Genomic DNA, 13,462 nt, shown 5'->3' on the forward strand with positions numbered 1-13,462 from the left:
ATATTTTGAAGTTTGCTGCTTATATTTTCAAAGGAGCATATGTTGCTTTAAGCGATTAGGAGGCGTTGTTTGTGATGACATATTATTTATCATCAAGAAGAGCATTTATTGTTTTTGGTTTTATTGTTTGTGTGCTGTTGGCTGTGCCTTCTTTTGCGCAATCATCTCGTCAGGTAGCACGAGCTCAGGCTATTGCTAATCATTTTTCCGACATTAAAACGATGACAGGGGATTTTATTCAGTTTAGCCCAAAGGGCAAAATGAGTGAGGGAACATTTTATTTAGAGCGTCCTGGTAGGATTCGTTTTGGTTATAAAGGGGTTCCTTTACAGATTATAGCAGATGGCAAAATGGTGGGTGTGAACAATCGTGCGCTCAATACTTGGAACCTTTATCAACTTTCTCAAACACCGATGAAATTTCTATTAGACGATAAAATTAATATATCATCGAAGAATTTATTAGCACTTCGTGAAGATCCTGGGGCGATAACGATTGTTTTGCATGATAAAAGCATGGGCAAAGGGCAGATAAGAATGATTTTTGATTCTAAAGACTATAGTTTGCGCCAATGGACGATTGTTGATCAGCAGAATTTGGAAACAACGGTTCAAATTATGAACGTGCGCACGGGGATTCGGTTTGTTGATGGAATGTTTACGATTCCTTATAAAAATATTGCAATATCGCGCAATCGGAATGGAAATTGATGTTTTTTCGTATCGCTACTTGGAATATTAATTCTATTCGTTTACGCCTTGCGCAAGTCCTTCAATATTTGGATCTCTTTGCGCCAGATATTTTGTGTTTACAAGAAACTAAATGTCCAGATCATTTATTCCCACGTGAGCCTTTTCAAGCTGCAGGTTATGAGCATATTGCACTAAGTGGTCAAAAATCTTACCATGGTGTGGCGATTGTTTCACGTTTGCCTTTGTTAGATGTTGAAAAGCGTTTTTTTTGTCAAAAAGAAGAGTGCCGCTATCTCTCAGTGGTTGTTCAGCCCTGTGGTAGGATGATTCGGATTCATAATTTTTATGTTCCTGCTGGGGGGGATGAGCCTGATGTTAGTGTGAATGAAAAATTTCGTCATAAGCTTGATTTTTTAGAAGAAATGTCTTCTATCCGAGCGGATCAGGGTGATGGTTTATCTTCTCTTTTGCTGGGTGATCTGAATATTGCTCCTTTGGAAGATGATGTATGGTCTCATAAGAAATTATTGAACGTTGTCAGTCATACGCCGGTTGAAACCGAGCGTTTACAAGCATTATGCCGTGAAGGGGGATGGATTGATTTGATGCGCATTAAATTTCCAGTTCCTACTAAGCTTTATACCTGGTGGAGTTACCGCGCACGTGATTTTGCTCTTTCTGACCGTGGGCGGCGGCTTGATCATATTTGGTCTTCACCAGATTTAGTACCTTTTATGGATGATCTTTCGATTTTTCGTGCTGCACGGGGGGAATTTCAACCTTCCGATCACGTTCCAGTACAGACAGTATTTGATTTTTCATGTAAAGTTTGAAATAAATGCTAAAAAAGAAACATAGCTAGGTTGATTTGAAGACCACGCAAGGAGGGTGGATGCGGATGAGTACTTTAAAGTGGATTGCTTCAAAGAATCTTTGCTATAGTTTCCTTTGTGTGTTTTTGATGTTGTCAGGATGTGCTGTTGGCCCTGATTATCATAAGACATCTTTTAGTGTTCCAGCAGTTTGGGGGAGAAAATCTGCTCAAATATCTGACCACTCAGTTGCACTTGCGGGATGGTGGCGGCGTTTCAATGATCCTGTTTTAAATGAGCTAATCGATGATGCGATATCTGGTAATAATAACGTTGCTGTTGCAAAAGCACGCGTTCGTGAAGCACGTGCCAGTGTGGGGCAAGTAGCAGGATATCTTGCACCAAGTGTTTCTGGTTCAATTTCGGGCAATCGTTTTTCTGAACAACCTGATGTGTCTTTAAGTCAATATCGTGGTGGTTTTGATGCCAGCTGGGAGCTTGATATTTTTGGAGGTCATAAGCGAGCGGTTGAGGCAGCCCGTTATGGTCTTGATAGTGCTGTAGAAGATATGCGAGCGACAATGGTAACATTGTTGGGAGATGTGGCAACAAATTATGTTGAAATGCGTGGTTGGCAACAAAAATTGTTGATTGCACGTCGGATTGTTGTGTCGCAGCGTAAAACTTTTGAACTTATGCGTACCAAATTGGCCGCTGGTGAGGCTTCAGAACTTGATTTTTCAAATGCGCAAGCACAAATGGCTAACACAGAGGCTGATATATTTCAGATGGAAGCTAATTTAGCGATGAATATTCATCGTCTTTCTGTGTTGACTGGTCGTGTTCCTATGGCTTTGGAGGCTTTTTTACAAAAGAGTGCTAAAAAAGAAGGGTCAATTCCACAACCACAATGGCCAATACCTGCAGGAATTCCAGCTGATATTTTGTTAACGCGTCCAGATTTACGGCGTGCAGAACGCCAATATGCACAAGCTACAGCGCGTATTGGCCAGCGTGAGGCAGATCTTTACCCATCGCTCACCTTAACGGGTCGTATTTCAACAGCGGCAACACAGATTGGCTATTTGGGAAAAAATTCAACCATTGGTTGGTCTTTTGGGCCTGGTCTTCAATTTCCTTTTTTTGATGGGGGGCAGAGAGCTGCATCGGTTGAAGTGGCGCGTGCACAGCGTGATCAAGCGTTTATTACTTACCGGGCAGAAGTGCTTGGTGCTTTAGAAGATGTAGAAAATGCACTGGTGAGACTTTATAAGGAACATCAGCGTTTAGAAAAGCTGACAGTTGCAAATGCAGCTGCTTTGCGTTCATTAAAGCTTTCCCAGCTCCTTTTTGAAAGTGGGAATATTAGTTTCTTTGAGTTTTTAGATGCGCGTCGTTCATATTATTCTGCGCAAATGGCGCTTAAAAATAGCTGTGTTAGTGTGGCTTTTCAGTATATTGCTTTGATGAAAGCATTAGGTGGTGGTTGGGATGGTGTGGTTGATGTTTCACGCCCGGAAATAGTGGATAAAGTGACGGGTTTACACGTGAGAGTAAATGAGGGAGGAAAAGTTCAATCATGATGAAATACAACATGAAACGAAAAAAGCTTATTTTATGCATTGTGGCTTTTCTTGTCGTGTTTTTAGGGTTTATCCGTATTCTCTTTTTTGGAAACTCCACCCAGGCTTATATCACAGCGGTGGTGAAACGTGGTGATATTGAAGAAAGTGTTTTAGCTTCTGGTGTTGTGCGCCCTTATCGGCTTGTTGCTGTTGGTGCACGCGCGACAGGGCGTGTTATTGCAATGCATGTTTCTCCTGGTAGTGTTGTGAAAGAAGGAGATTTATTGGCAGAGATTGATCCCACAGATCAGGAAAATGATCTGAAAAGGAAAAAAGCTGTTTTATCTCATTATTATGCTAGTTTAGTCGAACAAGAAGCCCACCTTACTTTAGCGCAGAAAAATTTGGCACGTCAAAAAGAGATGATCAAAGAACATGCAGTTTCACGTGCTAACTTTGATAATGCTCTAATACAAGTAAAAATACGTGAAGCTCAAATTGCTCAGCTTCGAGAGCAAATTGTGCAAGCACAAATTGATGTTACAGGTGCAGAGGTTAATTTAAGCTATACGCGGATAACAGCGCCTTCATCAGGCACGGTTTTAGCTACGGTTGTTGAAGAGGGACAAAATGTTAATGCAGTTCAATCCGTGCCAACAATTGTTATTTTAGGGGATTTGTCAAAAATGACAGTGAAAGCGCAAATTTCAGAAGCTGATATTTTGAAAGTTCACGCTGGACAAGCACTTTATTTTACAATTTTTGGTGATTCACAGCGCCGTTATAATGGGATATTAGAAACGATAGAGCCTGCACCTGAAGCTATTCGTAATGATATTAGCATTCACCCTGAGATGTCTGGAGGGGGTAGTGCTTTGGCATCATCAGCTATCTATTATAATGGGCTTGTGCATGTTGACAATAAAGACAATTTTTTGCGCACTTATATGACCGCTCAAGTCCATATTATCTTAGGTCGTTCTCACAATGTATTATTGGTGCCAAGCGATGCTTTACATGATGAGACAAAAGATCATAAAGCGTGGGTCCGGCTTTTGGTTGGCAAAAATAGGGTGGTTGCAAAACAGGTGACTATTGGGCTCAATAATAAGGTGATAGCTGAGGTTGTTTCAGGATTAAATGAGGGTGATGTAGTGATTACCGGTTCAAGCGGTGGATTAATATTAGAAGATACCGATTGGCAAAGCGAAGACGAGATCTAAAACATGGAAACAAAGCAGACAGATGCTATTCTTGTCTTGGAAGATATCACGCGCGAATTTCGTGCAGGTGAAACATTAGTTCCTATTTTAAAAAATATTAATTTAACCATTAAACGTGGTGAAATGGTAGCTATTGTAGGGGCTTCTGGTTCAGGAAAATCCACGTTGATGAATATTTTAGGTTGCCTTGATCGACCAAGTGGGGGACGTTATTGGGTTTCAGGAAAAGAGATCGCTTCACTTTCAGCAGATGACTTGTCAGCTTTACGGCGCAACCATTTTGGATTTATTTTTCAGCGCTATCATTTGTTGCATGAATTGACAGCTCTTGGGAATGTTGAAATGCCAGCCATTTATGCACGGTGTGCATCGGCAATACGAAGAAAGCGTGCACAAAGCCTTTTAACACGCTTAGGGATGGGTGAGCGTATGAACCACCGCCCCAATCAACTTTCAGGCGGTCAACAACAACGTGTATCGATTGCTCGTGCCTTGATGAATGATGCTGATGTTATTCTTGCAGATGAACCAACAGGTGCACTAGATAAACACAGTGGGCAAGAAGTTTTACGTATTTTAGACGAGCTTCATCAAGAAGGGCGCACCATTGTTATTGTAACCCATGATATGGATGTGGCTCAAAGAGCACAGCGCATTATTGAGATTAGTGATGGGGAAATTATTTCCGATAATGTGTCGAAAATTAAAAAGGTTAAGGTTGATGATATTGAGCCTCTTCATGAAGGGGAAGATCTAGAAGATCATCAACAGCTTGGGGTTTTTCGTTCTTTTATGGATCGTTTCTGTGAAGCGTTTACTATGGCTTTGTTTGCGATGAATGCACACCGGATGCGAACTTTTTTAACAATGCTTGGGGTGATTATCGGCATTGCGTCAGTTATTGCGATGGTGTCTTTGGGTAATGGGACTCAAAAGAAAATTCTTGAAAATTTTAAAAGTTTGGGCACAAATATATTAACAATTTTACCGGGTAAGAGTTTTTCTGATCCACTAGCAGACAAGATAACAAGTTTGGTTGAAGATGATGCGCAAGCATTATCGGGGCTACCTTATGTTGATGGTGTAACACCTCAGATTTCAGTGAGCTCGACAGTTTATTATGGGGGGATTGAAGCCAATGCTGTGGTTGCTGGTGTGGGAGAACAATTTTTTCAGACATACGGGTTTAGCGTTGTTGAAGGACAATTGTTTAATCGACAAAGTGTGCGTGATCGAGCAGTTGATTTGGTGATTGAAAAGGAGGCCATTGCTTCTCTTTTTCCGCATAGTCATGAAAGCCCTGTTGGGAAAGTGGTGCGTGTGGGTAAAGTGCCTGCGCGTATTATTGGTGTTGTGGCTTCAAATAATGGGGCAGGTATATCAAATACACTCCAGGTTTATTTGCCTTATACTGCTGTGCAAACCCGTTTTCTTGGAACCACAATTGTTCGTGCAATTACTGTGAAAATTGCTGATGATGTCGATTCAAGGTTAGCAGAAGCTGAGGTCCGGCGTTTTTTAATTACGCGCCATGGTCAGGAAGATTTTTTCATTAGAAATTCGGAATCGTTTCGTCAACGTCTTATACAGAGTACACAGATTTTAACGCTTTTAGTGACTTCAATTGCAGCAATTTCACTGATTGTGGGGGGCATTGGGGTAATGAATATTATGCTTGTGACTGTTTCTGAGCGGATCAATGAGATTGGGGTGCGCATGGCAGTTGGTGCACGCCAGAGTGATATTTTACAACAATTTCTAATCGAAGCAGTTTTGATGTGTGCAATTGGTGGGAGTTTTGGGATTCTTTTAGGGCTTTCTGTTGGCAGCTTGTTTTCGCTGTTATCTCTATCTATTCAATTGATTTATACGATAAATTCAATCGTTATAGCCTTTGTTTTTTCAGCCTTTATTGGAGTGTGTTTTGGTTTTTTTCCAGCACGCAAGGCCTCACAGCTTGATCCTGTGATTGCTCTGGCACGTGATTGAGAGATCAATCTAAAGAAGAATTATAGTTGCCGTAATAAGTGTGCAATAGCGTTGAATAAGTGTGCAACAGCGTGATGGGTGTGTTTTATGAACATAAAGCTGATGATGTTGCGTTTGAGTTCATAATTTGGCTTTTTGCATATGATCAAGAGACAATAGGATTTAAGTTAATAGTTGTTATAGTTGAATGAAAGAGTTGGGTGCTCATTATTTTTGCGTGTTTAATTGCCTTTAAAATTTGGAAAGGATTCTTGCATTTTGCAAGATTCATAAACAGAAAGATACGGTTGTGCATAAAGGGCATGGGGCGCCTATATGGGTGCCTTATGAGAGCCTTTGAATTGGCTTTAATGAGAGGGGAGACGGGGGGGCGTTTTAATGTTTGTTTAAAAAAATCAAGATGTGAAACTGTGCTTATAGCACAAAGGTGTAATGTGGCTGTAAGAAGAAAAATCTATGTGACCTGAGGGTGATAAAAATAAGAGCTTAAGTGTTTTAATTAAGAAAATTTATGGCAAGTGAAATCAAGTGAAGTGGTGTGTGAGGGTCAAAATGCGGTTCTGATGTATACTCCAATATTTTTGATATATTCAGAAACAAGAATGCGTATTTGATTGATTTGTTTGATCCAACTGCCTGTAGTATTCTCTTTAATGGGATATGCAATGAAATCTATATGGGGCATTAAATATTTAAGTTCGAGCAAAGAGCGCACCATATGATAATCATGCGTGACAATATAAACTGTCTTATAGTTGTGTTGTTTGATCCAGGCAGCGCTTTCTTCAGCATTGCCTTTGGTATTTGTTGCTTCATATCCAAAATCAACACGGGAAGCCAAAAGATGCGGATTGATATATGTGGCGTCAATCAGTTTATTAAAGTCAATTGTTGAGTTGACTCCACTGATTAATAGTCGAGAGCCAAGCTCTTTTTGCAAGAGATCAAACCCTGTTTTTATTCGGTTTTCTCCACCTGTAAGGACGATGATTGCATCTGCTTTTGGTAAGGGATTTGGAGGGGTTAAGTGCTCAATTTTTTCTGAGAAAGTAACAAATGTAGCACCAATGAATAAAATTGTAATGAAAAGAGCAAGGACTGTTAATGGCACATAGCGTGAAAAACGTTTATAAAACCGTAAGGCACTTGTGGTGGATTTTGCAATACAACATTTTTGCTGATTATTGTGTGATGATAATTGAGAATGGGGTGAATTGTGGAGCATGACGCTAAAATAAACCGTTTTCGTGGTGATCAATTTTTTTAAGTTGTGCTAAAATGGTAATCCGGCTTGTTAGTGTGGTAAGAAGGGACACAAAAAGAATAAGGCCAAGAATTTTCCCATAAGTTGTGAGATTTATCGAAAAATGCCCAAACAAGGCGGTGATTTGACTGCTTTGTGCTGTGCCAAGGTTATTGTTTATCCAGAAGAAAAAAGCGCTAAAGACAAGTGCGCTTGTCACACCACCATACAATGCACCACGCAGTGCTGTTTTAAAAAAATGCCAATCGAATTGTTTGGCAATGAAATGGGTTTCAGTCCCCAGGAAATATAAGACATTGATAACATGAGAATTTTCTGCCAAAGCGTTGCGTGTTGCAAAGATAATTGTGAGCATAAGAGAGCTTAAAACCAGTGCTAAAATTGAAAAGCCGATAAAAACAGTTGTTTGTGCCATTGTTGCAAAACGATTGATCCAGAAGCGATGATCATCAAATTGGCCACCTGGGATATGTGTTTTTATAGCTTGGCTGATGGCGTGAAAGTCGGTTTTTTCATCCTTGTTTAAAGTGACAATAATGAGCCGGGGAATGGGCAATTTGCTTAAAGTTAAGCCTTCTCCAAGCCATGGCTCAAGCAATTTTTCAGTGGCTGTTTGATCAACAATTTTGGCTTCTTTCACACCGTGAAATGTGGTGACTAATTGCACTGCATTGCGCAGAGCTTGCTCAATATCGACATTTTCAACAGGCTGTATGTGAATTGTTGCTTCATGGCTAATTTGAGCGCTCCAATTGTGAGCAGCCCGGTGCACTAAATCAACACTGCTTAATGTTAAGCTTGCAAGAAATGTCATAATAGCGATCACAACAACCAAAGCTTGTCCGGAAATATTGTCACTGGGAATAATAGCCGTAGTTGTTTTATTGCGTATAAAAATTGATTTTTGAATGTGAGAAATGGGGAAAGACTTAGTCATAAATTGTCATCCGTCCATTATGAAGAATCATACGTCGTGCTGCGACTTGTTCCATCAATGTGACATCATGGGTGGCAATGACAACAGCTGTTCCAAAACGGTTTAATTCAATAAATAAGCGCAAGAGGCGTTTTGCTAAAGGCGGGTCAACATTTCCTGTGGGTTCATCAGCAAGAAGAATTTCAGGTTGATCAATAAGAGCGCGTGCAATTGCTACTCTTTGCTTTTCTCCACCTGAAAGAACAGGTGGTAAAGCGTGAATATGGTTTCCAAGACCAACCCACTGCAAGAGATCTTCCACTTCACTGCGATATGTTGCTTCTTCTTGCCCTTTAATGCGTAGAGGTAATGCAACATTTTCATAAGTTGTCATATGGTCAAGTAGGCGAAAATCTTGAAAGACGACACCAATGCGTCGTCTTAAAGCGGGAAGCTCTTGTCGTTTAAGTAAGGCGGTATCACTTCCAAACAAATCAATATGACCACGCGTTGGTCTGAGGGCTAGAAACATGAGACGCATTAAGGATGTTTTACCTGCACCCGATGCTCCAGTTAAAAACTGAAATGATCCATGCGGAATGTGAAAGCTTATGTCATGGAGGATTTCAGGCCCCATCCCATAGCGCAAACCGACATTTTCGAAACGAATCACTCTGAGTTACCACTTTTGCTTTTGAATTTAAGTCATTATCATTGACTTTTTTTATAGTAGTTTCAAGTTTTTTCAGTTTTTACACTTAATGTTCTTTAAATGTTTTTTGTCATTCTTTTAATTAATTGATGATTTGAATAGTGGATATATGAGCCACCTTTTGGAAAGAGGGGTATATAATTTAAGCAAAAGGGTGTTTAGAGTGGACGTTGTCCAAACAAAGCTGTGCCAATACGAAGGACATTGGCACCAAATTGAAGAGCGGTTTTAAAGTCATTTGACATGCCCATAGACAATTTTGAAACACCGGCTTTTTTTGCAAGTTTAGCTAAAAGAGCAAAATAAGGACCAGGATTTTCTTCAACTGGTGGAATTGCCATGAGGCCTATAATATCAAGCCCATATTGATTTTTGCACAAGCTTACAAAATCAGCCACTTCTTGTGGTGCAATGCCACTTTTTTGTGGTTCTAATCCGATATTGACTTGAACATAACAGGGAAGATATTTTTTTTGTTTGTTCATTTCTTCGGATAATTTTTGAGCTATTTTTTCGCGGTCAACAGTTTGAATAACATCAAAGATTTTGACAGCTTCTACTACTTTATTGGATTGTAAAGGGCCGATAAGGTGAAGTTTTATGGCTTCAAATTGCTCTTGTAGGCAAGGCCATTTTTGTGCTGCTTCTTGTACACGGTTTTCAGCAAAGAGTCGTTGACCTGCTTGTAATAGTGGAACAATTTGTTGTGCAGCAACAGTTTTTGAAACAGCAATTAGCTCAACACTTTCTAATGAGCGGTGATAGTCTTTACATGTTGCAGCAATGTCTTGTTGAAGGTTTTTCCACGCCTCAATGGGGGAGGTATTGAGTGTGCTCATGTTTTGTTGTTCCTGTTTTTTGTTTAAAGTTTTGAATCATTGTTTATAAAAGCTTTTAAAATTTCTATTGAAGAGGTTGACGATAGCTTTAATCCATGGTGAAGCATTTACAAAGCTTTTTGGTTCAATTTTGTAAAGAGTATAATGGGAATGACAATTGAGCGCTATAATCCACGTGCACGTGAACAACAATGGCAAGCGGTTTGGGATGAGAGACAAATTTTTCAAACCTCTCATGATGATGGGCGTGAAAAATATTACGTTTTAGAGATGTTTCCCTATCCTTCAGGGCGCATTCATATGGGGCATGTGCGCAATTATACTATGGGAGATGTTGTTGCACGTTATAAACGTGCCAAAGGGTTTAATGTGCTCCATCCCATGGGGTGGGATGCTTTTGGTATGCCAGCTGAAAATGCTGCCATGCAAAATAAGGTGCATCCAAAAGTGTGGACCTATCAAAATATTGCAGTGATGCGTGGGCAATTAAAGCAATTGGGGCTTTCTTTAGATTGGTCGCGTGAATTTGCAACGTGCGATGTGGAATATTATCATCGTCAACAGATGATCTTTCTTGACTTTTATGAAAAGGGACTGATTGCACGCAAAGTGGCCAAGGTAAATTGGGACCCTGTTGACCACACAGTTTTAGCCAATGAGCAGGTTGTTGATGGAAGAGGCTGGCGTTCTGGTGCTTTGGTTGAACAGCGAGAATTGACGCAGTGGTTTTTCAAAATCAGTGACTTTAGTGAGGATTTATTGGCAGGGCTTGAAAGGCTTGATAAATGGCCAGAAAAAGTCCGCATTATGCAAAAAAACTGGATTGGTAAGTCACAAGGCCTTTTGATTAGCTGGGCTTTAGATAAGACAAATGTTGCTGATGATATATGCCAAGAATTTGATGAGGTTGTTTGTTATTCAACCCGTCCGGATACTTTATTTGGAGCGTCTTTTTTGGCCCTTTCTATAGATCACCCGATTGCGCACACACTAGCACAACAAGACAAAGAACTTGCTGCTTTTATTGAGAACTGTCGGTGTGGTAGTACAACAACTGCAGCACTTGAAACAGCTGAAAAACAGGGATTTCGCACAAAGCTTTTAGCTGTTCATCCATTTGATGCAAGGGTGCGTATTCCTATCTATGTGGCTAATTTTGTATTCATGGATTATGGAACAGGTGCTATTTTTGGGTGTCCTGCTCATGATCAAAGGGATTTAGATTTTGCGCGTAAATATGATCTTCCCGTACGAGCGGTGGTTTTGCCAAAAGATGCTGATGCCGAGGATTTTATGATTTCCAAAACGGCTTACAGTGGTGAAGGCGTGATGATTAATTCAGACTTTTTAAATGGTCTTACGGTGAGGGAGGCTTTTGAAGCGGTTGCTAAACGCCTTGAAGAACAGATCTTGAATGGTCAACCTCAGGGGAAAAGAACTGTGCAATTCCGATTGCGTGATTGGGGAATTTCACGTCAACGTTATTGGGGTTGCCCGATACCTATGGTTCATTGTGCTACTTGCGGAGTGGTTCCTGTAGCACGCACTGATTTGCCAGTTGTTTTGCCTGATGATGTGACTTTTGATAAGCCTGGCAACCCTCTTACACGCCATGAAAAGTGGCAAGAAGTCACTTGCCCCTCTTGCGGGCAGTTGGCAAAGCGCGAAACCGATACAATGGATACATTTGTGGATTCTTCTTGGTATTATGCGCGTTTTATCGCACCTCAAGCACAAGAACCAACAGACCAGAAAGAAACGGCACAGTGGTTGCCTGTTCAACAATATATTGGTGGTATTGAACATGCGATTTTACATCTTTTATATGCGCGTTTTTTTATGCGTGCGATGAAGATTTCTGGCCATGTTAGTGTGGATGAGCCCTTTGAGGGGTTATTTACGCAAGGCATGGTTGTTCATGAAACCTACCGTGATGAACAAGGGTGGGTTGCACCAGCAGAAGTTTCCATTGTTGAAAAAGACGGGAAACGCCAGGCTTATAAATTGACTGATCAAAGTCATGTGACGATTGGTTCAATTGAAAAAATGTCGAAGTCAAAAAAGAATATCATTGATCCTGATGATATTATTGCTTCTTACGGGGCAGATACGGTGCGCTGGTTTATGTTGTCTGATTCTCCTCCTGAGCGTGATGTCATTTGGACAGAAGCAGGAATTGAAGGAGCCCATCGCTTTGTGCAACGCATTTGGCGCTGTGTGGCTTTGAGTGCTTCAGTTTTAAAGGAAGTTGAACCGCGCACAGGCTGTCATGGTGAAGCTTTGGAGCTTTCAAAGGTAGCACATCGCACGCTTTGTGCTGTGGAGGATGATTTAGAAAAACTTGCCTTTAATCGGGCAGTTGCACGCCTTTATGAATTATTAAATACGATGACGCCATTTTTAAATAAAGTGGAAAATATTGATGATGAGATGAAGTCTGCTTTGCGCCAAGCAATGGATTTTTTCTTTGCAATGATTGCACCTATAATGCCACATTTGGCAGAAGAATGTCATGCTGCTTTTGGGGGAAAAACACTCATTTGTGAACTTTCTTGGCCTGTTTTTGACCCTGCGTTGACAGTTGAAGAGTTTATTACTTTGCCGGTGCAGATTAATGGTAAAAAACGCGGTGATATCACCCTTTGTGTGACAGCCAATAAAGAGGAAATTGAAGAGGCAGTTTTGGCTCTTGAATGTGTTAAAGCACAGTTGGTAGAAAAGCCGGTGAAGAAAGTTATTATTGTTCCACAAAGGATTATCAATGTCGTTATTTAAGTGGGCATTTTTTGCTGGTTTTACCTGTTTGTTTATGTTTCTTTATGGGTGTCGTGTTGAGCCTCTTTATCGTCAAAAGGTTCAAGGGGGGGAACAGGTGGGATCACAAATGGGGGTGCAGGTGGCGTCGTCACAAGTGGGTAGTGCTGCCTTGCATGGGAAGCATTCAAAAGCGGTTTCTTCAGATCTTGCTGCAAAATTTGCTACAGTTGTTGTTGAGGAACCTTCAGATCGTTTTGGCCAGATGGTCCGCAATCATTTATTGTTTCTTATGTATGGGAATGGAAGCAAGCCTTCAGTTCCAGTTTATCAACTATCACTGCACACATCAGCTGCTACGCACACATCTGTGCAAATAGAAATTTATGAAGATCCAGATGGAGTGGGGCGTTCTTCTGTTGGGACAGTGATAAGCAGGGCTTCTTATATATTAAGAGATATGAATAATGTTGTTGTTGCTAAAGGTAAAGGCGCTATGAGTGCATCTTTTGATCGGCTTCGTCAAGAATATGCGACAGTGCAGGCTGAAGAAAATGCACAAAAGCGTGTAGCTGAAGAGTTGGCTGAGCAAATTTTTATGTTACTTTCAAAAGACTTGGTAAAACTTTAAGCGCTTTTTATGCAATAGCTTATTCATAATGAAAATTTAGTTGGTTTTTGCACAAAGGAGGTGTC

General features: G+C 40.6%; 11 protein-coding genes. 7 read left to right on the forward strand and 4 right to left on the reverse strand.

All coding sequences use genetic code 11. The features are described from left to right. The first annotated feature begins 74 nt into the window (after window positions 1-74). Genes J7R05_RS01320 through J7R05_RS01340 form a run of 5 tightly spaced genes read left to right on the forward strand, consistent with a single transcriptional unit; the run spans window position 75 to window position 6,281 of the window. Entirely contained in the window at window positions 75-710 is a 636-nt protein-coding gene (locus J7R05_RS01320) for a LolA family protein (RefSeq protein WP_208540859.1), read from the forward strand. Continuing rightward, window positions 710-1,525 carry an exodeoxyribonuclease III gene (locus J7R05_RS01325; RefSeq protein WP_208540988.1) on the forward strand — a complete coding sequence of 272 codons (816 nt, stop codon included), beginning with the start codon at window positions 710-712 and terminating at the stop codon, window positions 1,523-1,525. The genes J7R05_RS01320 and J7R05_RS01325 overlap by 1 nt, the downstream gene beginning before the upstream one ends. Window positions 1,526-1,584: 59 nt before the next feature. Next, a complete protein-coding gene (locus J7R05_RS01330) occupies window positions 1,585-3,087 on the forward strand; it encodes an efflux transporter outer membrane subunit (RefSeq protein WP_208540860.1) in 1,503 nt (500 codons plus the stop codon). Beyond that, complete coding sequence (locus J7R05_RS01335; RefSeq protein ID WP_208540861.1) at window positions 3,084-4,292, forward strand: efflux RND transporter periplasmic adaptor subunit; 1,209 nt, start codon at window positions 3,084-3,086, stop codon at window positions 4,290-4,292. The genes J7R05_RS01330 and J7R05_RS01335 overlap by 4 nt, the downstream gene beginning before the upstream one ends. A gap of 3 nt (window positions 4,293-4,295) precedes the next feature. Further along, complete coding sequence (locus J7R05_RS01340; protein ID WP_208540862.1) at window positions 4,296-6,281, forward strand: MacB family efflux pump subunit; 1,986 nt, start codon at window positions 4,296-4,298, stop codon at window positions 6,279-6,281. Between the two features lie 547 nt (window positions 6,282-6,828). On the opposite strand, the gene J7R05_RS01345 is transcribed toward J7R05_RS01340, so the two are convergent. The 4 genes from J7R05_RS01345 to J7R05_RS01360 form a co-directional block, all read right to left on the reverse strand. Beyond that, window positions 6,829-7,506 (reverse strand): YdcF family protein, encoded by a 678-nt coding sequence (locus J7R05_RS01345; protein WP_208540863.1) that lies wholly within the window; start codon window positions 7,504-7,506, stop codon window positions 6,829-6,831. A gap of 4 nt (window positions 7,507-7,510) precedes the next feature. Beyond that, entirely contained in the window at window positions 7,511-8,482 is a 972-nt protein-coding gene (locus tag J7R05_RS01350) for a cell division protein FtsX (RefSeq protein ID WP_208540864.1), read from the reverse strand. Then, the gene (gene ftsE / locus J7R05_RS01355) at window positions 8,475-9,134 is read right to left on the reverse strand and encodes a cell division ATP-binding protein FtsE (RefSeq protein WP_208540865.1); all 660 of its coding nucleotides are present in this window, start codon (window positions 9,132-9,134) and stop codon (window positions 8,475-8,477) included. Before ftsE ends, J7R05_RS01350 begins: the two co-directional genes overlap by 8 nt. A 197-nt stretch (window positions 9,135-9,331) precedes the next feature. Then, window positions 9,332-10,012: a YggS family pyridoxal phosphate-dependent enzyme gene (locus tag J7R05_RS01360; protein ID WP_208540866.1), complete on the reverse strand. Its 681-nt coding sequence runs from the start codon at window positions 10,010-10,012 to the stop codon at window positions 9,332-9,334. Window positions 10,013-10,162: 150 nt separating this feature from the next. Between J7R05_RS01360 and leuS the strand changes: the two genes are divergently transcribed. After that, the gene (leuS, locus tag J7R05_RS01365) at window positions 10,163-12,787 is read left to right on the forward strand and encodes a leucine--tRNA ligase (RefSeq protein WP_208540867.1); all 2,625 of its coding nucleotides are present in this window, start codon (window positions 10,163-10,165) and stop codon (window positions 12,785-12,787) included. Continuing rightward, window positions 12,774-13,397, forward strand: a complete 624-nt coding sequence (gene lptE / locus J7R05_RS01370; protein ID WP_208540868.1) for an LPS assembly lipoprotein LptE — start codon at window positions 12,774-12,776, stop codon at window positions 13,395-13,397. The genes leuS and lptE overlap by 14 nt, the downstream gene beginning before the upstream one ends. Window positions 13,398-13,462 lie beyond the last annotated feature (65 nt).

The sequence above is a fragment of the Bartonella capreoli genome (assembly GCF_902813205.1).
GTDB classification, from domain to species: Bacteria; Pseudomonadota; Alphaproteobacteria; order Rhizobiales; family Rhizobiaceae; genus Bartonella; species Bartonella schoenbuchensis.